The organism is Thalassolituus maritimus (assembly GCF_900156675.1).
In the GTDB taxonomy this organism is placed as follows: Bacteria; Pseudomonadota; Gammaproteobacteria; order Pseudomonadales; family Oceanobacteraceae; genus Thalassolituus; species Thalassolituus maritimus.
In genome coordinates, this window is record NZ_FTOH01000002.1 from 351,734 (window position 1) to 374,709 (window position 22,976).

The 22,976-nt window shown below is 53.1% G+C and carries 17 protein-coding genes and 1 riboswitch; of the genes, 8 read left to right on the top strand and 9 right to left on the bottom strand.

Annotated elements, in window-relative coordinates:
* Positions 1-3 precede the first annotated feature (3 nt).
* From pnuC to BW941_RS04365, 3 genes are all read right to left on the bottom strand, one after another.
* The gene (gene pnuC, locus BW941_RS04355; protein WP_076514430.1) at positions 4-630 is read right to left on the bottom strand and encodes a nicotinamide riboside transporter PnuC; all 627 of its coding nucleotides are present in this window, start codon (positions 628-630) and stop codon (positions 4-6) included.
* 87 nt (positions 631-717) lie between these two features.
* On the bottom strand, positions 718-984 hold the full coding sequence (locus tag BW941_RS04360) for a YkoF family thiamine/hydroxymethylpyrimidine-binding protein (protein WP_068434962.1): 267 nt from the start codon (positions 982-984) through the stop codon (positions 718-720).
* 94 nt (positions 985-1,078) lie between these two features.
* Positions 1,079-3,229, bottom strand: coding sequence for a TonB-dependent receptor (locus BW941_RS04365; protein WP_076514431.1), 2,151 nt, complete (start codon positions 3,227-3,229; stop codon positions 1,079-1,081).
* Positions 3,230-3,319: 90 nt separating this feature from the next.
* A riboswitch (TPP riboswitch) is annotated at positions 3,320-3,426 on the bottom strand.
* 125 nt (positions 3,427-3,551) lie between these two features.
* Here BW941_RS04365 and htpX point away from each other — a divergent pair.
* On the top strand, positions 3,552-4,445 hold the full coding sequence (gene htpX, locus BW941_RS04370; RefSeq protein WP_076514432.1) for a protease HtpX: 894 nt from the start codon (positions 3,552-3,554) through the stop codon (positions 4,443-4,445).
* 46 nt (positions 4,446-4,491) lie between these two features.
* Here the strand turns inward: htpX and BW941_RS04375 are convergent, their stop codons facing one another.
* Positions 4,492-5,460 carry a hypothetical protein gene (locus BW941_RS04375; RefSeq protein WP_076514433.1) on the bottom strand — a complete coding sequence of 323 codons (969 nt, stop codon included), beginning with the start codon at positions 5,458-5,460 and terminating at the stop codon, positions 4,492-4,494.
* Positions 5,461-5,798: 338 nt separating this feature from the next.
* Between BW941_RS04375 and BW941_RS04380 the strand changes: the two genes are divergently transcribed.
* On the top strand, positions 5,799-8,495 hold the full coding sequence (locus tag BW941_RS04380; protein ID WP_076514434.1) for a CHASE domain-containing protein: 2,697 nt from the start codon (positions 5,799-5,801) through the stop codon (positions 8,493-8,495).
* A 106-nt stretch (positions 8,496-8,601) separates the two neighbouring features.
* A complete protein-coding gene (locus tag BW941_RS04385) occupies positions 8,602-9,717 on the top strand; it encodes a fatty acid desaturase (protein WP_076514435.1) in 1,116 nt (371 codons plus the stop codon).
* A gap of 4 nt (positions 9,718-9,721) precedes the next feature.
* Here the strand turns inward: BW941_RS04385 and BW941_RS04390 are convergent, their stop codons facing one another.
* The gene (locus tag BW941_RS04390; protein ID WP_076514436.1) at positions 9,722-10,780 is read right to left on the bottom strand and encodes an LPP20 family lipoprotein; all 1,059 of its coding nucleotides are present in this window, start codon (positions 10,778-10,780) and stop codon (positions 9,722-9,724) included.
* A gap of 248 nt (positions 10,781-11,028) precedes the next feature.
* Between BW941_RS04390 and BW941_RS04395 the strand changes: the two genes are divergently transcribed.
* Both BW941_RS04395 and BW941_RS04400 read left to right on the top strand, forming a co-directional pair.
* A complete protein-coding gene (locus BW941_RS04395) occupies positions 11,029-11,604 on the top strand; it encodes a hypothetical protein (RefSeq protein WP_076514437.1) in 576 nt (191 codons plus the stop codon).
* An 11-nt stretch (positions 11,605-11,615) separates the two neighbouring features.
* A complete protein-coding gene (locus tag BW941_RS04400) occupies positions 11,616-16,388 on the top strand; it encodes a putative Ig domain-containing protein (protein WP_076514438.1) in 4,773 nt (1,590 codons plus the stop codon).
* 95 nt (positions 16,389-16,483) lie between these two features.
* On the opposite strand, the gene BW941_RS04405 is transcribed toward BW941_RS04400, so the two are convergent.
* Complete coding sequence (locus BW941_RS04405) at positions 16,484-17,071, bottom strand: penicillin-binding protein activator LpoB (RefSeq protein ID WP_068435438.1); 588 nt, start codon at positions 17,069-17,071, stop codon at positions 16,484-16,486.
* A gap of 4 nt (positions 17,072-17,075) precedes the next feature.
* Positions 17,076-18,854, bottom strand: a complete 1,779-nt coding sequence (locus tag BW941_RS04410) for a COG3014 family protein (RefSeq protein ID WP_076514439.1) — start codon at positions 18,852-18,854, stop codon at positions 17,076-17,078.
* Positions 18,855-18,991: 137 nt separating this feature from the next.
* Here BW941_RS04410 and BW941_RS04415 point away from each other — a divergent pair, with 137 nt between their 5' ends.
* Genes BW941_RS04415 through BW941_RS04420 form a run of 3 tightly spaced genes read left to right on the top strand, consistent with a single transcriptional unit; the run spans position 18,992 to position 20,223 of the window.
* Positions 18,992-19,765, top strand: coding sequence for an alpha/beta hydrolase (locus tag BW941_RS04415; RefSeq protein ID WP_076514440.1), 774 nt, complete (start codon positions 18,992-18,994; stop codon positions 19,763-19,765).
* 36 nt (positions 19,766-19,801) lie between these two features.
* Positions 19,802-19,951: a hypothetical protein gene (locus tag BW941_RS17920; RefSeq protein WP_245820050.1), complete on the top strand. Its 150-nt coding sequence runs from the start codon at positions 19,802-19,804 to the stop codon at positions 19,949-19,951.
* Positions 19,918-20,223, top strand: a complete 306-nt coding sequence (locus BW941_RS04420) for a porin (RefSeq protein ID WP_076514441.1) — start codon at positions 19,918-19,920, stop codon at positions 20,221-20,223. The genes BW941_RS17920 and BW941_RS04420 overlap by 34 nt, the downstream gene beginning before the upstream one ends.
* 186 nt (positions 20,224-20,409) lie before the next feature.
* Here the strand turns inward: BW941_RS04420 and BW941_RS04425 are convergent, their stop codons facing one another.
* Together BW941_RS04425 and prlC are read right to left on the bottom strand one after the other, a co-directional pair.
* Positions 20,410-20,721, bottom strand: coding sequence for a YheV family putative zinc ribbon protein (locus BW941_RS04425; RefSeq protein WP_076514442.1), 312 nt, complete (start codon positions 20,719-20,721; stop codon positions 20,410-20,412).
* Positions 20,718-22,778, bottom strand: a complete 2,061-nt coding sequence (gene prlC, locus BW941_RS04430) for an oligopeptidase A (protein ID WP_076514443.1) — start codon at positions 22,776-22,778, stop codon at positions 20,718-20,720. The genes BW941_RS04425 and prlC overlap by 4 nt, the downstream gene beginning before the upstream one ends.
* Positions 22,779-22,976 lie beyond the last annotated feature (198 nt).

Consider the following 22,976-nt stretch of genomic DNA (forward strand, 5'->3'; position numbering starts at 1 on the left):
TCACTAAGCAGCCTGAGGTGACGCTTGTTGGGCCTGATAGTCTCTGCGCCATAACAGGTAACCACCCACCGCGAGCACGACATAAAATGCCATCAGTACAGCCGTCAGGTAGAGCCCGCGGTCTATATAGAGATAGATTGCTGCAGCGTCGATCACGACCCAGTACAGCCAGTTTTCCAGTATTTTGCGTGTTACCATCCAGGTCGTGAGTACGGCTCCCCAGGTGGTGAATGAATCCAGATAGGGCAGAGCCGCATTGGTATTGTTCGTCAGCAGCCATCCACTGATCAGACTGATCAGTACAACACCGCCAATAGCGATGCCATGCTGCTGGATTCCCCAGCGTTGAACCGGGAGGTCGGGTGATTCCTGAGAACCATTACGCCAGGCCAGCCAACCGTAAACAGCCATCGCCAGATAGTAAACATTCAGCGCAGACTCCATAACCAGCGACACATCAAAGAAGAGCCAGCTGAAGATCGCTGTGCTGCCAAAAGCCGCGTACCAGCACCATTGACTCTGACGCATCGCAAGCACCAGATAGGCAACACCCAGAAGTACCGCAGTGGTCTCCCAGTGACTCATTGTCTGAGCGTATTCAATCGCGCCTGAAATAATGGTGTCGAGCATGGTGGCTCCCGGTGTTCGTTTTTGATCAAAATGAATGGCGCGCAGTGCGCACCCTACATGCGGTAAGGGCGAGCACTGCTCGCCGTCTTAGCCGTGGGGGTTCAGCGCCGGGTCAAGATTCACGCCGATAAACTTACAGACGAAAATCGCTTTGCCGTAGGTTTCCCAGCTCAGCTTCATTTCATCGCGCAGGGTGTTCATCACCAGCTCGTGGTCGCCGAATACCTGAGTACTCATGGTGTTGGTGACCACGGTTAAGCCGTCGATGGTATTCAGACGGTCGATAAAGCTTTTGATCGCCGGGATATAGTCGTCTGCTAATGGGTACTTGCTGATTTCTACTGAGATTTCCATAGTGTTCTCCAGTGTTTGATGTGTAGGAGGGAAGCTTCTTCCCGAACACCGTTATTGCCGATGCTCGGGGATAAGATCCTCTCCTGCATAAAGGTCAGAAATACAGCTTACCTTCGACACCGTAAGTCAGAGGCTCGCCGTATTGGTAATAAGGTTCTTCTGCATAACCTTTACGAGGGTCGTTACCAAAACCACCAAATCCTCTCACCTGGGTATCGCGATCAGTCAGGTTACGGCCATATACCGAGACTTCGTATCCCGGCTGTGCATAGGCTATGCGTGCGTTCCAGAGAACATAGGCTTCGGACTTTTCGTCATGGCTGTCAGAAAAGTAGAACTCATCCTTGGCTTCAGCACCAATACGGACAGATAAGGCATCGGTTAAGCCGTAAGTGAGAGCAGATGCCGCACTGTACTGCGGAGCGTGAGCCTGCTGGCGGCCATCTTTACTGAATTCACCATCGTCAGTCTGATAGGTGTAGTCGACGAATTCGGTGATCAAGTAACCGTATCCTAGCGTCCAGTTCAGACGCTCGCTCAGATCCCAGTCACTTTCAATCTCGATACCGTAATTGCGGCCTTCGGCTGCATTCGCGAGATAATCCTGAAAGCTGACAGGCTGACCGTTGTCATCCAGTACCGCATAAGAACTTTTTACCTGCTGGTCTTTTCGCTGAATGTAGAAAGCGGCAATACGAGTTCTGAGAGTGTTGGCCAATAACGATGATTTCAGGCCGACCTCAACAGCGTTGTTGAACTCAGTATCGAACTCCCGGTTTGCTTCAGAAATATCGGGATCAGTATTGATTCCACCGGCTTTGTAACCGCGTGCCAGCGAAGTGTAGGCCAGGTGGTCATAGCTCAGGAGGTATTCCAGAGTTACTTTGCCACCAACTAATGTCTCATCGGTAGAGCCTTCAATGGTATTGCTGTCGCTGTACTCATTGCTCCAGTTCTCAATACGCAATCCAGTAATCAGACGAAGCGCTTCTGAAAATTGTGTGCTGAGTTCACCGTAGACAGCAACCGATGCAGTCTCCAATTCGCTTTCGAACGGCGTGTCGAGATAGGTGTAATTGCGGGTCAAATCCTCGTTGCGCTGCATCAGGTAAAGGCCCGCAACCCAATCTGTTGAATTGCCTAAGATACGGCCGTCAGTGCCTGACATCAGGCGGATATCTGCAGACTGGCGTTCATAGTCGCGCAGATACTGGTCGAATGAGCTGTAGCCGTCGAAGTCAGCGAGACATGACCCTTGGGTCAGATCACACGGGTCCGGCTGGTACACAGGCTCATCCGCAAGGAAGATGTATTCCCCGTATGCCCAGTCTTCGTCATAGCTGTATTCCACATCAGACTTGCTTGCAGTCAGCTCAGTCTGAAGAATCAGTGCACTGTTAATCTGGCTATCCGAAGTAAGAGCAAATGCGTGTGTGTCTTGGGCATCGACCCCTGGTGTGTTGGAATACGTCTCGCGGGTGTTATCGAGGCTGAATGCGTCGTAGCCATTGTCGATATCGGCATAGAGGTAAGTTAAGCCAAGGTCAGTATCCTCGTTGAGCTGAAACGCCAGCTTACCGCGGGCGATAACTTCATCAATCTGCTCTACATCATCGCGATTAAGCCAGATATTGTCGGTGTAGCCATCGGATTGGAAGCCATGAATTGCCAGACGCCCCTGAACAGAGTCAGTCAGGCTGCCGGAGACTGCACCACCGAGACCATAGCTGTCGTAGTTGCCCGCGCGGGCAGACAGGTAGCCTTCGGTTTCTTTGGTCGGGTCATTGGAACGGATGTTGATCATGCCGGCCAGTGCATTCGCACCGAAGCGTGTGCCCTGAGGACCACGCAGAATCTCAACCTGTTTAACGTCGAACAGGGTTGCAGCACCGCCCAGGCCGGTCATGTCGATACCGTCGATGACCAAACCAACCGATGGGTTGACCGGGTCGATAAACTGGCTGCGCTCACCAATGCCGCGAATCTGGTAGAAACGACCGCGGGAGGCACCTGAGGAGTAGTTCACATTAGGGGCGAAGCTAAGTACCTGCTCAAGGTGCTCGGCGCTGCGCGCTTCTATATCCTCGCGGCCAACCACCGTGACGGCTTCAGGAATCTGTTGAACATTGGTCTGGCGGAAATCTGCTTCAACGGTGACGGGAGTCAGTTCGACATCTGAGTGCGCCATTGAGGAGGCGGTCACTACAGCAATAGCAAGTGGAGTACGGAGCGTTTTATGAGTCATGGGTCTGCCTGTAAACCTTAAGATACTGGTAAACAAAGACCCGGCTGTCGCGTAGCTGCGCGTGGCGCGCAAAATATGAATTGTCGTGCAGTATCGACTGCCTCCCATTCCTACGCCGGTACTAACCGGATCAGGTTCCGGGGTTTAAGCAGATGCTAATCTCAGGCTGCACATTGCAACCTCCCCCTGGGTATGGCGCATGGTAACTAAGCGTCAACACTACTGTCATCACCTTTTTTTACACTCACTATCTATTGATATGCGGGCGTAAAACCCTCATAACCAGTGTCAGACCCTTACTTGATTAGCGGAGAGCACAAAGATGCTTCGTATATTTCTCTTTCTGGCGACCAACCTTGCAGTAATTCTGGTCGCCAGTATCACTCTGAGTCTGCTGGGTGTGGACTCGTATTTCCAGCAGAACGGCACGGATCTTAACCTCCAGTCGCTGCTGATTTTCTGTCTCGTCTTCGGTATGGCGGGTTCTCTGGTATCGCTGTTTATTTCTAAATGGATGGCGAAGAAAGGCATGCGCGTACAGATCATTGATCAGCCGCACAACTCCGGAGAGCAGTGGCTGGTCAGTACGGTAAAAGAACTGGCAGACAAAGCCGGCATTGGCATGCCAGAAGTCGGTATTTTCCAGTCGGATGCGCCTAACGCTTTCGCGACAGGTTGGAATAAAAACGACGCTCTCGTGGCTGTGTCTACGGGCTTGCTGAAGCGTATGAACCATGATGAAGTGAAGGCGGTTCTTGGCCATGAGATTGGTCACGTAGCGAACGGTGATATGGTTACGCTGGCTCTGATTCAGGGTGTGGTAAACGCCTTTGTGATGTTCTTTGCCCGTATTATCGGTAACTTCGTCGATAAGGCGATTCTCAAGAATGAAAATGGCCCGGGCATTGGTTTCTTTGTGGCGACCATCGTTTCAGAGATTATTCTCGGTATTCTGGCTTCGACCATCGTGGCATGGTTCAGTCGCCGTCGCGAGTTCCGCGCGGATCAGGCAGGCGCTGAGCTGGTCAGCCCAGCAGCGATGGCGTCGGCGCTGATGCGTTTAAAAGAGACTTACGAGCAGCCAAGTGAACTGAAGGGCGAGCTGGTCGCATTCGGTATCCGTGGTGAAGGTAAGTTCTCAGCTCTGTTTGCGACTCACCCACCGCTTGATGTGCGCATACAGGCACTTCAGCAGCGCTACGGTAATTCGCAGTAATAACCGTTTCCTCTGCAAATAAAAAAGCCCGCTTTCGCGGGCTTTTTTATTGTGTTTTCTTCAGCAGTGCATCGCGCCACGCATCAGCAATTTCCCGGACGGTCTGTTGATCTGGGCAGATGTGAGGGTGCATCTTTAACGTCAGTGTCAGCTGTCCGTACCACTCTGTTGTTGTCGCCGAGATTGGGTAGTTGGCCGTGCCCGGAGCCACAGCAACCAGGCGACGGTTATCTGGCTTGGGTGGATTATCCTGGCCGGGCAGGGGCCAGCTGCCCATGTTAGAGCAGCTACCCATGTAAAACTGTTTGCCACTGGTCATGCGGTAGATCAGTTTCACGCCGGTCATTCCAACCCACTTACCAATGTTTGCCAGCTTCCAGTTTGCCCAGTGTTGTTTGCCTTTAAAGCGTTGCCGCATCTGAGATTGCCACTCCTGAGGAGAAGATGTCGGCTTGGTAAGCATGTAAAAACCAGAGACCTGATTAAAGCTTTCGGTCTGGATACCTGTCGCACCGCGCACGTTGACTGGATAAAACCAGTAAAAAGGATCGTCGCCTTCAATCATGCGTTCGGCAACAATATTGCTGAGTTCGGCGTAGATCAGGCTACCCGGGCTGACCTTGTGCTCTTTGCACCACTGGTTCAGTTTTGTGGTTTCTTCTTCTGAAAAACAAGAAATTTCCGGTGACAGTGCGTCGTGCTGGGTGTTCTCGTAGGTTTTCTTCCAACGTACGACCTTCCTGCCTTCTTCGGTTGGAAATTCTTTTTTGGCTTTGCAGATTTCTCGCCAGCCCGGAACACTGGTTTCGTTACAGACGGGAAGTGGGTAACAGGGGTAGCCCATTGGCCGGAGGATATTGGCGAAGCCCGCCATGCCATCAGCATCCGCGTGTTGCCAGGTCTTCCAGTCAGTGCTGTTGGTTTCGGGGTCGTACCAACCCCAATAAATCGTGTCGGTTATGCCGTATGGTTTGCGCGCGTGATACCACATGGCAATGTAGTCTTTTTCTGCCATCGGGGCTTCCTATTATTGTTATTGTCGCCGAGTAGCCAACTATAACGGATATTTTCGGTCAGTGGTATGAGACGACAGGCGCCACTTCAAAACAAGTTGCGTACCAAGTCACCACTTGCAGGTTTGACCTGAAATGCCTTGCCCAGTTACGCCAAACTCACGAGTGATGACGTCCGAGTGACTGTCTGAGCAGGTCGACGGGTCTCTTCAGAGACTAGTTCATATATGGCATTCATCCAGCCACCTGTTGACGGACTAGCTCCATTGGCTTCTGATCGAGAGAAGGCCAACCTCAAATCCCTGTCTATACTTGAAAAGTTATGTTCCTGGACGGTGGTATGTTTTTCGTCAGAATCTTCATTGCTGCACTGGCCTATTTTGTCTTTGCCCGTCTGGGCACAGCCTTGGCCATCCCCCCTGACTACGCCGCTGCTGTCTGGCCAGCCGCCGGCGTTGCCTTGGCATCATTTCTACTGTTCAGCCGAACCGTTGCATTCGCTGGGGTTTTGACAGGCGCTGTTCTTGCCAACCTGTACACCACCACGTCAGCGTTGAATGAGTTGTCGGTGACCACTCTTGTGTCTGGCGTGGCGATGGGGGTCGGTGCAACGTTGCAAGGGTTGTTCGGAGCATGGCTGTACCGTACCTATCTCCCCGGTCGCAGCCGCTGGGATGAGTTGTCTCACCTGATTCGCTTCTGTTTTGTCGTCGTCGCCCTGGGCAGTGTGGTCAGTACAACGATTGGTAATATCACCCTCTACGTTAACGAGTTTATTGTCACAGAACGGCTGGCGTTTAACTGGATCACCTGGTGGGCTGGCGACGCGATCGGGGCGCTACTGGTGACGCCTGTCATCATGGTGCTGGCAGCTCCTGAGCAGATCTACAGCCGTGATCGTAAAATCAAGGTGATGGTACCCATACTACTGATTCTTACTGCCGTGTTCGGGCTGTTTTACAAGTCGGTCGGGTTTAACCGGGAGCGGATTGTCAGTGATCTTCAGGCCTCTGCCGATGAGCTGTCACAGCTCGTTGATGCACGGCTGACGATTTCAGAAAATAAGCTGATTGCTTATGCCGCCTTATTCAGTGCAAGTGAATTTGTTACGCCTGAGGAGTTTGCCCTGTTCTCAAAACGGGTGATGGCGCGCGACGATGCCTTTTTTGGCGTAGGCTGGACAGAGGTTGTCGACAACAGCGGTCGCGCCCGCTGGGAAACTTTCTACCGTGAGCGTGGTATCGACGGTTTTACCTTCACCGAGCTTGCTGAAGGTGGCCGCCTGATCGAGGCCAGTCATCAGGATGCATACTATCCGGTCTTATACATCTACCCATTCGAGCCCAATCGCCGTGCCTTTGGCCTGAATTTGGGGGCTAACGCCGAGCGAAAAGCAGCGCTCGACAAAGCGGCGATAGAGCATGTTCCGGTGGCAACCGCACCTATTGTTCTCGCTCAGGAAACGGGCAAAAAGAGGGCGATTATTTTGTACATGCCGGTGTTTGATCTTGAAGACGACGAAGCACTTGTCGGTTATTCCAGCGGTGTTCTCAAGGTCAGCGGCATTCTCGGTGAAAGCGTCTTCCAGTCTCGTCAGTCGGGGCTGTATTTCAATTTATACGATGTCACCGAGGGCGAGCGACTGACAATCTACGAGGCGGCGGAGCAAGCGCACTCCAACCTGCCCATGCATAGCTACGATGCTTACTTCGGTACACGTAAGTATCACCTGGAGATATTTCCGGCCGAGAATTACGTATACGGGCGCAATGACTGGACCAGCTATGTCATCCTGACCGGTGGGTTTGTGATTGCGACGCTGTTTCTGGTATTTGTGCTGACAACGACGGGACAGATTGAAACGGTTCGGCGACAGGTTGAGCTGCGAACGGCAGAACTGAGCGACGCTGTATCCCGGGCGAATGCCGCCAGTGACGCCAAATCTGCGTTTCTCGCCAACATGAGTCATGAGTTACGTACGCCCCTTAATGCGATCAATGGATTTCTCAAGTTGGTGCTCGATACGGCGTTAACTCCCGTACAGAAGAACTACCTGCAGAAAGCGGATCTTGCTTCTGTGACCTTGCTGGGGCTGATTAATCAAACGCTGAATTACGCAAAAATAGAATCCGGCAACATGGAGCTCGAACAATCTTCTGTGCGCATGCGACGTATTGCGCGGAAGATGGAAGCTTTGTTTGGGCACATTGCCGATGAGAGTGCACTGGATTTCAGAATCAAGCTGGCTAATGACGTGCCTGAAGTACTGATAGGCGATGAATTGAGAATCGAGCAGATTACCCTCAACCTCCTTAGCAATGCATTCAAGTTTACCCGCGAAGGCCACATCGACCTGAATATCAGTTACGAGGCAGACGATGAGAAGCTTCAGATTCGTGTCACTGACAGCGGTGTCGGTATTCCCGCCGATAAAATGGAGCATATCTTTGCCGCGTTTGGGCAAGCGGATGCTTCGATCAGCCGCCGTTACGGTGGCTCGGGCCTCGGCCTGAGTATATCCCGCCGGATCGCCATCATGATGAAAGGCGATATTCTGGTGCGAAGCACAGAAGGTCAGGGCAGTGAATTTCTGGTGTACTTGCATCTGCCCGTTGGCGATGCCGCTGCTGATGATGTGGGCGCTCCGGAAAGTCGTGGGCAGCTTCAGGGTAAGTGCGCCCTGATTGTTGAGGACATCAAGGTAAACCAGATGATCGTACAGGAGTTTCTCAGTAAACACGGTATCAGCACCCTGATTGCTGAGAACGGGCGAGAGGCCGTTGATCAGATGTCGGCCAGACCAGCGGTCGACTTTATACTGATGGATGTGCAGATGCCGGTCATGGATGGCTACACCGCCACTCGCGAGATTCGCAAATTGATGCCTGAAATCCCCATCATTGGTATGACGGCCAATGCGATGGATGACGATAAGATGGCCTGTCTGGCTGCTGGAATGAATGATCATATCGCCAAACCTATTGATCCTGAGAGCCTGATCCGCTGTGTGCAGGACGCGGTTAGTAAATGTGGCTAAACAGGCCATGCGTAGGCTGAATTGACCATGCTCACATTGTTCCGCTGCAGAAACGTATCGTTCTGCTAGACTGTCCCCGTTTTGTAATAATTCTCAGGGGAGCGGTATGACGCAGATCGATACCGGAGCACAGGTGCTCAGAAAAACAAAAAATGACCTGATTAAGCGGTACGCTGTCCGCAACAACGGTATTGCATTGAAGCAGACGCTGTCCACGCTCTTGCCAGTCTTCGCGTTGACCTATGCAGGTATTGCTGCACTGGAGGTCTCTCTGTTGCTGACCGCTGGCGTAGTGCTACTCCTTACGCTGTTTCTGCTTCGTGCTTTTGTCATGCTCCACGACTGTGGCCACAATTGCCTGTATGAGTCGCCACGTGCCAATAAAATCGCCGGTTTCATCTTTGGCGTTGTGTGCGGTGTTCCTCAGTACGTCTGGTCGCGACACCATGATTATCACCACTCGACCAACGGCAACTGGGAGAAATACCGTGGGCCGCTGACGGTGTTGTCGACCCAGGAATATGCTGAACTGACGCCGAAACAAAAGCTCAGCTATGCGCGTCAGCGTAAGTTGTTCATGGGGCCTCTGGCTGGCTTCCTTTACTTTGTGTTTAACCCACGTTTTACCTGGCTGAAGGGAACGTTCGGGTTGATCACGCATGTGCTTAAAGGCAACAAGGCCTCTGACTACAGCACCCGGTACTGGGCTGACTGGAAAGAATTCCGTCACATGGCAGGTAACAATATTGCGTTGCTGAGTATCTGGACTCTTGCGGCTATGGCATTCGGTGCGGCTGAGTTCGCATTGGTATTTGTTGTGGCTTTATCGCTGGCAGGTGCGTCAGGGATAATCCTGTTTACGGTGCAGCACAACTTTGAGAATTCGTATGCGTCTCCAACCGAGGGTTGGGACTACTATCAGGCGGCCCTGGCAGGGACCAGCTACCTCAAACTGCCTCGAATCCTGCATTGGTTCACGGCCGATATTGGATACCACCATATCCATCACCTGTCTGCGCGCATACCTAACTACCGTTTACGCGATTGCCATGAAGAGAATCGGGAGCTGTTTGAGAGTGTTACGCGGCTGACATTAAAAGATGTGCCGCACTCCATGCGCTACATTATCTGGGATGAAAACAATGCAACCCTGATGACGCCTGAGCAGTTCGAAGCCCGCACAGTAACTACACAAGCTCCTGAAGCGGTTCAGGCCGCCTGACAGATCAGCGAAGACGCTGAGTAAGAGTGGCTGCCAATTCCTCTGACAGCTGCTCTGCTAACTTCTCTGATGCCTTGTTCAAGGCGTTCTGCTGAATGCCTGACACGCCCCGGGCCTTATCCGAAAACGAACTTAAAACTTTGCCGCTACTGTCTCTGAGGTTCACCCGCGCATTGGCAAATACATAGTAATTGCCATCCTGCTGCTGACTGTCGAGGTTAGCGCTGACCTCAAAGCTGAGATCAGGATCGTCACTTTCGCCAAGTCGCAGCCCTTGGTTTGTCAGTGTTTCAAATAGACCACCGCGCATAATGCGAGCGCCGTCATCAAGTAGCACGAGACGAACATCCAGCTGTTTTACAGCAGCAAGGATGTCTGCTCGGTAGTCACGCAAAGTCTGCGCAGGCTGTGGACGGGTTCTGCTGGTAGCGACGAAGGCGTACTGCTCCGCCAGTTGGTCATGTTGAGCAAAGAGAGCCAGCGCGGGTAACTGCTGCTGCAAGCGTTCGAGCTTACCCGTGCCAGTTACCTGAGCAGACTTCATCATTTCTAATTCGGTCTCTACTTCCTGTAACTGAGCCTTTATACGACTGGCCGCAGCGGCACGATCCAGCTCAGCAAGAGCATAGGCGTAGTTGTCATCGACATATGTATCGCGGATGACGACTTCATCCAGCGTGACTGTCGGGATGGTGCTGCTGACGGCTTGTGAGATATTTTTCTGCAGGCGGGTTTCGCCGTCTGACGTGTATTCATTAATGCGGCTGGAATTGGTTGCTGAGATAGTCACCTTCAGGCGACTGACCAGATCAGCGCGCGCAAAATCAGCTGCGCGCTTTAACGCCTGATCCGGGCTCCCATACACTTCCATCGAGCCGACACCGTATGCCTTCGTTTTATCCGACGGCTGCTGTGTCACCCAGCCAGGCAGGCTCTGAACCTGAGTGACATCGTCGGGGACCACGTCAGAGTCGTCCTTCTCATACAGCGAGCTACAGCCACTCAGGAGGCTGATGGCGAGGGTGAGAGGGATCAGTGAAGTCGTCAGGTATCTGGTCATCATTGGCAGTCCGAATAGGTCCTTGAAGCAGCAGTTCGATCGGGTTGGGTAGAGTGTACCCTGATACGAAGAAGGAATGTCATCTCTCTGACCGTTAAAAGCGGCGCAATATCCCACATCCGCAAAAAGCTAACATCAGTGACAATCAGTAACAGAGATTAGACATTACTTGACAGTGGTTAATTATTAAGCAATTGTTCGCAAAATTTTTGTCTTGCGACGACAACCTGCCAATTGAAAAGGACCCCCTGATGAAAAACTACTTTATAAGTGCACTGCTTCTGAGTGTAGCGGGCAACGTAATGGCTGACGAGGTTATTTCCGGGCCACTGATTGTGATGGAGAGCACCTGTATTGGTGCAGATTGTCAGGAAGGAGAAGTCATGGGCTTTGAAACTCTGCGGGTAAAGAGTGAGAGCCCGCAGATTCTGTTTGATGACACCAGTAACTCGGTCAGCTTCCCGAAAAACGACTGGCAGATAGGTGTGTCCGACGAGGTGGCTGGAGATCAGGCGAGCTTCTTTATTGAAGATGCGACCAGTCAACGCCGGGTATTTGAGATTTCGCCAGAGGGCGACGTCGCTCTGGGGTCTATGTCCGTTGTAGTTGAAGGTGCTGTGTCGGTGGGCAGTTCTGATGCAAGCCGTCGTGTCGCCTATGTTGCGGATGCCGAGGCGGATACCGACGCGGTCAACCTGCGTACTGCTCAAAGCATCGTCAGTGGTCTCGATGTGGCGCCTGAAAAAGCTCAGCTGGATGCAGCAATCAGTGCGTTGAATGATCGCCTGACCGCGCTTTCCGATCGCGTGACTGAACTCGAGAAGTAATCGGAAGCATCATGACAAATTTAAAACAAACCATGTTGGGGGCTCTGTTTTTTGCCCCTTCGGTGCTGGCAATTGAGCCTGTCGCCGAAAACTATATCGTGACCGGAAGTTTCTGTACGGGGAGGGATTGTGTTTCGAGTGAATCCTTTGTCAGAGGTTCAGGGCACCCGGATTACGCCGCTAAACTGAAAGAAAACAACCTGCGCCTGGCCTTTGTGGATACCACGGCCGCCGTCGATCATCGCGAGGATTTCGCGGACGAGTATGCGGTTGCCGGCAACTACTACTACCCCTATGAATGGGGCAACTCCTGGTGGCTGACTGCGAATGACAGCTCGAATGGTGGCCGTAACATGTTTGCCTTTCAACGTGGGGCGACCACGAGCCGCTCCGCCCTGAGTAATGGTTCGGCGATTGATTACGAATGTGTCGTCACAGGTATGTCAGGGCCATTTCCTATTGTTGAAGCCACCGCCGTCGGTACGATACCCGCAGGTGAGCCCGCAGAGTACGAAAGCCTTGATCTCGGCGCTTACCTTACGGATGGTACTGAGCGCTGTGCCAACGTTGTCATGCAGAGTGCTCAGGCTGTAACAGAAGATGTCGTTGTTCTTGGCAGAAAAGCGACACGGGATTTTGCACCGCCTGCGGACCCTTCTGACCCTGAACCTCCTGTGACCGATATTCGCGAGGTTCCGTCGTTTGTCACACTGGGAACCGGTGCCGAAGTGGTCGATGAGGCCGTGTCATTGGGTAATCCCGCCGCCCTGCGCAGACTGAGTAACCTTGCTGAAGCGGTTAACGAACTGGATCTTATTACCCGCACGCAGTTGCGCAAGCTGCCGTTGGATGCACAGTACAAAGCGGTTGCGCTGGTGAGTGAACAACTGGATGCACTGGAATCCCGGATTGCTGACCTGGAGTCGGCGAAGTCAGTTCCGGTGATGACGTCTCCTGCTTCCTATTCCTTCCTCGAAAACAGCGCCTTCGACGTGACTCTGACCGCCACCGATGCCAGCAATGACACTCTGACCATCAGCTTTAAAGCCGGTCAGGATCTTCCTCTGTGGCTGAACCTGTCAGCGGCGGGCAAGTTGACCGGTACGCCGGTGAACGAAACCGGACGCGTGTTCGATGCCATCATCGAAGTTACCGATGGCTTCAACGTGGTTGAGCAGACGCTGAGTATTACAGTTGTGGACGCCGAAGTGAATGCCGTTTCTTCAGTCGCAGGCACCGCGAACACTATTACCTATGTCGAGCTGAATGCCATCGACGGCGTCAGCGGCGCGATCGAAGCGAATAACGCGAAATATCAGGCGGCGATTCAGGCGCGCACTGGCACAGATCTGGATACACCAGAAGAAATTGCATCTCTGGTCGCCAGCGTGAACAGTGTGCCTGTATTCCTTTCCGCGGATACGGTGTCCGTTCTGGAGGGTGAGGTCTTTAACTTCCCTCTGATGGCAACGGATACTGCTAACGATGCACTGATCTTTGGCATTAAAGCGGGTCAGGATTTACCAGCCTGGCTGGGCATTTCAGGTAATACTCTGACCGGAACCCCAGTGAATGAAACGGGCCGCGTGTTCAATATCATCGTTCAGGTCAGCGATACCTTTACCGTGGTTGAACAGACGATTGAAGTGACCGTGATTGATGCTGAGGTAAATGCCATTTCTTCTGTGGCGGGCACTGTTAACAGTATCACCAGCGTGGAGCTGAACGCGGTTGACGGCGTGACGGATGCGATTCCTGAGAACAACAGCGCCTATCAGGCGGCGATTGAGAGCCTGACTGCTGAAGATCTGGATACTCCGGCGGAAATTGCGGCTATGGTCGCTAATGTGAACTCTTTGCCTGCGATTACGTCAGCTTCTGCGTTTACCTTCCTTGAGAACGAAAATTCAGAAATTACCCTCGCAGCCACCGACAGCAATGGTGACGATCTGACCTTTGGCTTTAAAGCCGGCCAGGATCTTCCTGTGTGGCTGAGCCTGTCAGTAGCAGGTGAGCTTACTGGCACGCCGGTGAATGAAAGCGGACGGGTGTTCGATGCCATAATCGAAGTCACCGACGGCTTTAACGTTGTTGAACAGACGCTGACCATTACGGTGCTGGATGCCGAAGTCACAGCGATCTCGATGGCGGCCGGCCTGCCGAACGGCATCACTTACGTCGAGCTGAATGCAGTTGATGGCGTCAGCGGCGCGATCGAAGCGAACAATGCCAAATATCAGGCAGCGATTCAGGCGCGTACTGGCACAGGTCTGGATACACCAGAAGAAATTGCATCTCTGGTAGCCAGCGTGAACAGCGTGCCTGTGTACACGGGGCTGACTGAGCTTCTGATCAGTAATGAAAGCACCGCGACTTATGGTCTGAGTGCTGCGGATGCAACCGGTGACACCACGGCATTTGCTCTTCAGGCAGGTAACCCTGACTGGGTCAGCCTGACGTTACTCGATAATGTGCAGACACTCAGCTTTACACCAGCGACGAATGTGACGGGGGTATTCCCTGTCGCGCTGACCTTGAGTGATGATTTTGCCAATACCGTAGCTGTGACACTCTCGGTCACGGTTAACACGCCTTCTCAGGCTGTGATTTTTGGTGATGTGGTTGTCGGTGAAGTGCTGAGCCTCTCGGTATCTGATGTAAACGGTACTTCGGGAGCATCCTTCACTTACAGTTGGTTCAGTGGTACTGATTCCGTAAGTTCGACAGCGAGCTACGAACTGACACCAGCAGATGCTGGCAAGGTTATCTCTGTTTCAATTTTCTTCACTGATGATCTGGGCGTGAATGAGATGGCGACTGCGGCATCAAGCGCCGTAATCACCCGTGAAGAAAACGCAGCAAATACCATTGAAGGCAGCGTCGGTGATCCGCTGGCAGAAGTGCCTGAGCTGGAAGATTACCAGCTGGTGGGCGTGGACAACGTCAGCGAAGACGAGCTTACTCGTATTCTGCCGATTCTGAACCGTGCGGTTGCCAATCAGTCGTCAGGTGAGAGCGTTGATACGGTTGAAGAAATCGAAGCCCTGATTGACGTGATCATGGAGGGCCAGGACGATGATAACGACGGCCTGCCGAACCTGTTTGAAGGTGACGACAGTATCGATACCGATCGTGATGGCATTGCCGATCGCGATGATGTCGATGCCGACAGCGACGGTATTCGCGATAACCTCGAATACGGACGCCTGCTTGCTTCACTCCCGGATGATGACGCAGACGGTATCAGCGACATCTTCGATGCCTACGATCATCGTTATGACTGGACTAACGGCCCGGATGCAAACAACGATGGTGTTAATGACGATGTTGATACACCAGCCGAGCTGATCGCTTACTATCAGGCCCGTGTTGTAACACCTATCGCGCCGGGTGCGGTCGCTGCTGCGGCATCGAAAGGGTACGCTTACAACCTGGTGGATGTTGATGAAGATGGTCTGATCAACTCTCTGGATATGGATTCCGATAACGACGGTGTATCGGATCTGGTAGAAGCAGGTCATAGCGATAGCAACGAAGACGGTTTGCTGGATAATCTGGCGGATCTGATTTCTGATCTGACGTTATTGCCGGATACAGATACCGATGGCGAGCCAGATTTCTTCGAACTGTTCAGTAACGGTGTGGATCGCGATCTGATTCTCGCTGGTATCCGTGCTGCACTGGATCTTGATGAAGATGGGCGCATCGACAGTGACACCGATGTAGATCGGGATGGTCTGATGGATGTCATTGATAACGCCATCGGGGCCTTTGGCTCACTGCGCGATTTTGATGGTGACGGCGTCCCTAACCACCTGGATGACGACGATGACGGTGACGGAATCCCGGACAGTGAAGAAAACAGCCAGTTCGACTTCTTCACCGGTCAGGATGCAGATGCTGACGGCATTGACGATGGTGTTGATGCTGAAGTGAACGGAACTGTTTTCGGTACCGACACCAACAACAACGGCGTTCGCGATGATCGCGAACTCAGCGACCTCGACGGCGACGGCATTGCTGACTTCCTTGATGATGATGCCGATAACGACGGTATCCGCGATGACATCGACAGCGAGATTGCGCTACCTGTAGCAGAAGAACCGGATCAGGCCCCGGATGCTGATCTCGACAGTGATGGTGATGGCATTCCGGACCGTCTGGATGTGTCCAATAACCCGGGAACCGATGTCGAGGCTGGCACCGGTGGTTCCATGAGTCAGGGTTTCTGGTGGTTGATGGTGGCGATTCTGGCGTTCACTGCTCGTACCCGCCGTCAGCTGATGGCCGTGGTTCTCGCATTGGCTGCGATTGCGCCAGCTCATGCTGAAAATTTCAGCGTCGGAGGCGGGGTTGGTTTTACCCGCTTCTCACCAGACCTGAATATTGAGCCTACCGAAGAAGATTATATTGATGCGTCAGCTTTTATTAACGCTGCATGGCATATCTCTTCTGAGTGGAGCGCACTGGTTCAGTACACCAATCTTGGCGAAGCCAGTGTAAACACAGCGGCGATCAGTTACTCCGCGTGGTCGGTGTTTGGCCAGTACCGCCCGGCGTGGGCGATGAGTGAGAGCTGGAGCACGGTTATTCGACTGGGTAGTAGTGTGATTGATGCCGAGGGTGAGCGCGGGCTTAATGTTGAAAGTAACAGTGAATGGTTATTTTCTTATGGCCTGGGTGCTGATTATCAGGTCTCCGAGGACGAGCTGGTCGAGCTGATGTTCACGCGCTTCTCCGGCGATGCTCAGGGTGTGACTGCGGGATATCGCATCCTGTTCTGATTACGTTTATGGTTGCTTTTGACCATGCATTAAAAAAGCCTCTCTGATCACACCAGAGAGGCTTTTTTGTGGAAGCTCAGAAAGTTAAGAAGAACTCAACGCTCCTGCAGTTTCTGAATTTTCTTCTGGCCATTCCAGACTTCGCGATTGCTTTCCATATTGATGAGCTTCATGTCCACCTGATAGAAAGTTACGCGCTTCTTACCGGCTTCATCGACGATGCTGTTGATTGAACCTGACAGGGCAAAGTCAGCCGCGTCTTCCTGGCCCATCTCTTTCGCATTACGTGAGTTCAGCTCCTGATCACGACGCTCATCACGGACGGCATCACGTTCTTCACCAGCTACGACAAAGTCTGCTTTACCTGAGCGCAGCAGGGCGCGCTTGATGTCATTAACGAAGGTATCAACGGCGATATGTTCGTGCGACTTGTTCGCGATGCGCTGGATAATAATGGTCGGGCGCTCATTGTTTTCCAGTTCGAAGTCAGACACCCAAGGAAACGACAGCATGTCGTTGATCATTTCGGTCGCGACCAGCTCCGAATCTTTGTTATTCCACTGATCAGACAGAGCGATTTCTTCTGCTGGATCAACACGACTGACTTTGGTCGCGCAACCAGCGGTCAGAACAGCTGCGCCAACCATGGTCAGGGCAGCGAATCGGGCAATAGGGTTTAACATAATTTCATTCCTTCGTTGGCAGTCTTCGGGTCGGTTTATCTGTTTTTGGAACGGAGTCCGTCGTCGGAGTTCCGTCTTGAGTATCCGGCTCAGGAGCAGCTTCATTCTTTTCAGGCAGTGCCTTACTGGTTGTATTAGCTCCCGTCGTGCGCACAGTCCAGAGCTGAATATCACCCGGTTTGAGGGATACCTGCTTCTGGATTTGCTGCCGCCTATTGTCGGTCAGGTGCGAGTCGAGGGTTAGTGTGTGGTCGCCGGGCTCAAGAAACAAGCGTCTGATCTGTATTTCGCCAGGCAGCAGTAACCAGCTTCGGGTTTCTGCCGCGTCTGAGAGCTGAGCGGCAAGTTTGCCAGCGAAGGCCAGAAGGCCAGTGGAGTCCTGCGAGCCGATCGCTGACGCTGTAATGGCTTTCACTGCAGCGCGGGACAGGGCAGCACGGATCTCTGGCCCCGCATTTTTCATCTGTTCCTGAATGGCCATCAACTGCGGGCTGGCGGCCGGATCCAGAGACCAGGTCTGTTGATCAATGGTCAGCAGGCTTTGCCCGTAATCGAGAGGGCGACCGTAATAAGGAACGGCTACCCTCAGAGAATTGCCGATGGCGTTGGTCAGGCCCATGCTTTCGGCGGTGTCGTACAGCGGGCCAAGGAATATGGTCTTGGTGAAAAAGTCGACCCGGAAATTACGGGTGGCGTTGAGATAGTCTGCCACCAGACCATAGAACATTTTGTCTGCATAAAGCAGGTAGAACCAGTTGATCTCTTCTTGTGAGTATTCAAAAAAGTATGGCTGTAGCTCAAGAGCCCGCAGGTTCGGGTTGATTGAGAGTTGAAGGTTCAACTCTTTCTTTTCTGGCACCCGGCCTTTGTGTTCAATCACCAGTAACTGGCTTTTATCAGCAACGCTGTCCAGCAGGCTCAGTTGCGATTCAGAGAGCTTGCCGACGGTGACCTGAGTTATTTCGTTGTCTGAGAACCCGGTCCTGCGCATCATTCGGGCAACATCCAGCCAGGCTTGCTGAACCATGCCGTTGCCGAGTTGAAACTGTTCTGAGTAACCGGACTCGTAGCTTTCTGCGGCTTTCAGATAACTGATCCGGGCGTTGTCGTACTCGTCGTTCATTTCGAAGCTGACGCCCGTCAGGTAGTGCGCCATGGCGTCGTCCCGGTAGGTGAGGTCGTCGGTGTCGACCAGGTTACCGACCAGCACTGAGAAGACATCCATGACCTTTGAGAAGGTGCGTTCTTCTTTGTCTTTGTACTGGTTGTAAGAGCCTTCGTTATTACGCAGGGCCTGCAGACGAAGTAACAGGCGACGGGATTCAATGCGTGCGCCTTCAACGGCATCGAGGCGAGCGTTACCGGGCGACAACTGCCCCGCAATCGCAAGGTAGTTCAGGGCCTTGTAGTAGTAGATCATCATTTCTTCGTGAGTGTTGCCCGCATAATCAGCATTGCGCGGGTTACTCATCATGACCATAAGGCTATCGCGGAGTTGTTTTTTCTTCAGCGCCTCACTAATGCGCGCCGCGTCTTCGAGCAGGCGATTACTCTCTGCGTAGTTGCCTTCAAGGTGACGAATAACGCCAAGCTCCAGGTTGTAGAGCAGGCGGTCTTTGCCATCGGCAGAAAGAGACGACTGAATCTGTGTTGCCGCCTTGGCGTAGTCGCCTTCCTCAACCGCTGTCAGTGCCTGTTGGACACCGCTTCCATACGTTGCGCAGCCAGCCAGTTGGACCAGTACCAGGGCTGAAAGCAGGGTTAACAGTCGCCGGGCTATCAAAACAGTTCTCCTTCATCGACACTCAGGAGTGTAACCTACCCGTGCCAAGCTGCCACCCGTATTGGACGCATTTGTCCGGGACAGCACACTATGGCTCTGTTAATTTATGGCCAGCAGATAAAAAAGAGATTATTTCCATGCCGAAGACAAAAGCCCCTGTTGTATTGGTTGCCGGAACCTACTGTTATCCCGAAGTCTGGGACGATATGAAGCAAGCTTTCGAAGAGCGTGGCTACGAAGTTCATGCGCCGCCCTTGCGTCATCATGAGCTGCCCCTGCTTGAAGGCGCACTGGCGATGAAAGACAACAGTCTGTTGGATTACCGGGACGACTTTATTGAACTGATCAACGGTCTGAGCCAGCCACCGATCATTGTCGGATGGTCAATGGGCGGCCTGATCGCGCAACTTATTGCTCAGGAAGTGGAACACGCCGGTCTGATGTTGCTGGCACCTGCGCCCGCGGCCGGCATTTTTGCGGCTTATCCTTCTATGCTGCGTACTTTCCAGCATCATTTCTCGCGTTGGGGCTTCTGGCGTAAGCCGTTGATGCCTGAATGGGAAAGCTTTATCTGGAGCACCGGGCACCTACAGGATGAGCAGTTAATGCGTGATGCCTTTGTGCAGCTGAAAGCTGAATCCGGTAAGGCTTACTTCGAGATGGCCATGTGGTTTCTGGATAAGAAACGCGCCAGTAAAGTCTATCCAGAACGTATTACAACGCCGGTTCTGGTGATTGCCGGGAGCGATGACCGCATCGTCCGAACGCCTATTGGTAAAACGACAGCGCTGCGTTTCGAACACGGAAAGTTCGTCGAGCTTTTCAACCAGGACCATATGTTGGTTACCGGGACAGGTCTGCCACGAGTGATGCCGGAGTTTGATCGCTGGGCACAGGACAATAGCCTCTGACCTTTAACCGTGACTGGATTAAAAATAGTTAGAGAAATGAAGAAAACAATCAGAACAGGCGTGATCGCCGCAGGCCTTGCAGCGACCGTCGCGCCCTCTGTGCAGGCATTGCCTATGACACCGAGGGCGACGACATCGACCTTGTTCGTCTTGTGCTTCGTTACCCACTGGGACCTGTGGCGCTAGGTGCTCTCTGGGAGCATCGCGATGTACTCGCTGAGTCAGAGGCGACGACCGGTTGGCTGGCATCTGCTGTAGTCCCCATCAATACAGAGCTGGCTGTGCAGGTGCAGTATGGCGCATCTGATAATGTGGCCGAGAGCAGCACGAGCGCGAGCCTGGGGGCAACCTACGACCTGGGTAACGATGTGAGTCTCTACGTCTTCGCGACAGAGAACTCGTCTGACGAGATCGACGATGAGTCTGAAGTTGGTGTTGGCATAAGCTACGTATTCTGAGCGATCAGCACACCTATTCTGTGCTCAACGGTCATCCGGATACGGAAACGGACATTGCGGCGTCCTGCCACAATGCCCGCTTTATATTGGGTGCTGTTGTTGTGTCTGTTGGTTGTGACAACAGTTTAAGGGGAAATATCCCGCAGGTGCAGCAAGACTTTAGTAAAACGTGATGTGGCACCGGTTTTACTTACTGTCAGTATCTTCTAAGCCCATAATCCTCAGCGGCTTCACATCTTCGTCCAGCAGCGCTTTGCCATCGACGGGTGTCACCCGTGTGGTCAGCTCGGTTGCCAGCGTATTTGCCTGAGAGTTCTCTTGCGCTTGTTCTTTACTGGTCTGGCTGTAACCACAGCTGATGCACTCGCGGACTTCGTCGCCGTCGTCGTTGGTGTACATCACGGTGCGGTCCATTTCGGAGCACTTGGGGCAAACCGCACCGGCGATAAAGCGGCGCGGACGTTTAGGGGCCTGATATTCGTTCGGAGCGTCGCTCATGCGACCTCCGGGATTTCAATACCAGAATGACGCAACAACGGTTCAACCGATGGCTTGCGGCCGCGGAAAGCCTCAAACAGTTCAGCCGCTTCACGTGAACCACCTTGAGACAGGATTTCTTTCAGGAAGCTTGCGCCGGTGGTTTTGTTGAAGATGCCTTCTTCTTCAAAACGTGAGTACGCATCTGCGCTCAGCACTTCGGCCCATTTGTAGCTGTAGTAACCGGCGGCGTAGCCACCGGCAAAAATGTGGCTGAAACTGTGCTGGAAACGGTTGAAGTCGACGGTCGGCACCACGGTCACTTTTTCGCGCACTTCGCTGAGAATTTCCTCGGCGGTAACTGGGTTGCTGCCGCTGTATTCACGGTGCAGGCGGAAGTCGAACAGGGCAAATTCGAGCTGACGCATGGTCATCATGGCGCTCTGGAAGTTTTTCGCCGCGAGCAGCTTATCCAGCAGCTCCTGTGGCAGTGGCTCGCCGGTTTTGTAGTGGCCCGACAGGAAGGCTAGCGCTTCCGGCTCGTAGCACCAGTTCTCCATAAACTGACTTGGCAGCTCGACCGCATCCCAGGCAACACCATTAATGCCACTCACCGCGCTGACGTCGATCTCGGTCATCATGTGGTGCAGGCCGTGACCAAACTCGTGGAACAGGGTGGTCATTTCGTCGTGGGTCAGCAGTGCAGGCGTGTCACCAACCGCTGGGCTGAAGTTACAGACCAGATAGGCGACCGGCAGTTGTACGCCGTCTTTGGTGGAGCGACGCACGCGGCAGTCGTCCATCCAGGCGCCGCCACGTTTTTTCGAGCGGGCGTATAAATCGAGATAGAAGGCCGCAATCTGCTTACCGTCTTTGGTGACGTGGAAGAAGCGTGCATCCGGGTGGTAAGTGTCGAACTCGTTCTGCTCTTCAAATTCAACGCCGTACAGACGCGAGACGACTTCGAACATGCCTTTAATCACTGTGTTCACCGGCAGGTACGGACGGATATCTTCCTGTGAAATGCTGTAGCGCGCCTGACGCAGTTTTTCGGCGGCGAATGTGACGTCCCAAGGTTTCAGGTCGGTCATGCCCAGCTCGTCGGCGGCGTAGGCTTTCAGCTCTCCGAATTCACGCTCGGCCTGCGGCTTGGCTTTGGCGGCCAGATCATTGAGGAAGTCGATGACTTCCTGACCGGACTCAGCCATTTTGGTCGCGACGGAATATTCGGCATAGTTGTCGAAGCCGAGCAGCGTGGCGAGTTCATAGCGCAGCGCCATGATGTCTTTCATGTTCTGGCTGTTGTCGAATTCGCCCGCGTTCGGGCCGGTGTCAGAGGCGCGGGTTACAAATGCGGTGTACAGCTCTTCACGCAATTCACGATTGGTGCAGTAGCTCATGATCGGCATATACGACGGGAAGTCGAGGGTAATCACGTAGCCTTCGAGTTCGCGTTGTTTGGCTTGTTGCGCAAGCAGACCTAAGCCCGACTCCGGTACGCCGTCGAGTTCTGATGCATCGGTGATGTGCTTGGTCCATGCGGCAGTAGCATCCAGAACGTTCTCGCTGAACTTGCTGGTCAGGGCTGACAGCTGCTGCTGGATTTCGGCGTAACGCGCTTTTTTATCGGCGGGCAGATCAATGCCGGATAAACGGAAGTCACGCAGCGCGTTATTGATCGCCGTCTTCTGAGGCACGCTCAGATTGTCGAATTCCGGGCTGTTCTTCAGCGCGTCGTAGGCTTTGAACAGGTCTTCGTTCTGGCCGAACTCTGTCCAGTACTGGCTCAGCAACGGCAGACAGGCGTTGTAGGCTTCACGCAGTTCATCGCTGTTAAGCACGCCATTCAGGTGGCCGACTGGCGACCAGGCTTTGCTCAACTCGTCGTGCCACTCGTCCATGGGTTCGATCAGTGATTCCCAGGTCGGAGTCGCTTCACCACTGGCGAACTTACCCAGCAACTCGCTGATGCGGGTGCGGTTGGTGTTCAGATGTTCTTCCACCGCCGGCAGTACGTGCTCGGCGCTGATGTCAGAAAAGGGTGGTAAAGCGTGTGTCTGCAAAAGCGGGTTGGACATAAACAGCGGCTCCGTGAGCGGTGGAATATCGTTAATAATGCATATAAGTATTGGGGTTCAGGGCGCTAATTCAAGTATCTGGGGTTCAAGTATCTGGTGCGTGATATTCCGTATCTATGGGCTCGAAGATTCATCTGTCAGGGAGTGCTAAGCTTAGCTAGCATTAGCGAAAGTAAGCTCAAGTAAATCACCTGGTTA

Coding starts and splice junctions, on each gene's coding strand:
- pnuC (WP_076514430.1), bottom strand. CDS start 630: ATGCTCGACACCATTATTTCAGGCGCGATTGAATACGCTCAGACAATG.
- BW941_RS04360 (WP_068434962.1), bottom strand. CDS start 984: ATGGAAATCTCAGTAGAAATCAGCAAGTACCCATTAGCAGACGACTAT.
- BW941_RS04365 (WP_076514431.1), bottom strand. CDS start 3,229: ATGACTCATAAAACGCTCCGTACTCCACTTGCTATTGCTGTAGTGACC.
- htpX (WP_076514432.1), top strand. CDS start 3,552: ATGCTTCGTATATTTCTCTTTCTGGCGACCAACCTTGCAGTAATTCTG.
- BW941_RS04375 (WP_076514433.1), bottom strand. CDS start 5,460: ATGGCAGAAAAAGACTACATTGCCATGTGGTATCACGCGCGCAAACCA.
- BW941_RS04380 (WP_076514434.1), top strand. CDS start 5,799: ATGTTTTTCGTCAGAATCTTCATTGCTGCACTGGCCTATTTTGTCTTT.
- BW941_RS04385 (WP_076514435.1), top strand. CDS start 8,602: ATGACGCAGATCGATACCGGAGCACAGGTGCTCAGAAAAACAAAAAAT.
- BW941_RS04390 (WP_076514436.1), bottom strand. CDS start 10,780: ATGATGACCAGATACCTGACGACTTCACTGATCCCTCTCACCCTCGCC.
- BW941_RS04395 (WP_076514437.1), top strand. CDS start 11,029: ATGAAAAACTACTTTATAAGTGCACTGCTTCTGAGTGTAGCGGGCAAC.
- BW941_RS04400 (WP_076514438.1), top strand. CDS start 11,616: ATGACAAATTTAAAACAAACCATGTTGGGGGCTCTGTTTTTTGCCCCT.
- BW941_RS04405 (WP_068435438.1), bottom strand. CDS start 17,071: ATGTTAAACCCTATTGCCCGATTCGCTGCCCTGACCATGGTTGGCGCA.
- BW941_RS04415 (WP_076514440.1), top strand. CDS start 18,992: ATGCCGAAGACAAAAGCCCCTGTTGTATTGGTTGCCGGAACCTACTGT.
- BW941_RS17920 (WP_245820050.1), top strand. CDS start 19,802: ATGAAGAAAACAATCAGAACAGGCGTGATCGCCGCAGGCCTTGCAGCG.
- BW941_RS04425 (WP_076514442.1), bottom strand. CDS start 20,721: ATGAGCGACGCTCCGAACGAATATCAGGCCCCTAAACGTCCGCGCCGC.
- prlC (WP_076514443.1), bottom strand. CDS start 22,778: ATGTCCAACCCGCTTTTGCAGACACACGCTTTACCACCCTTTTCTGAC.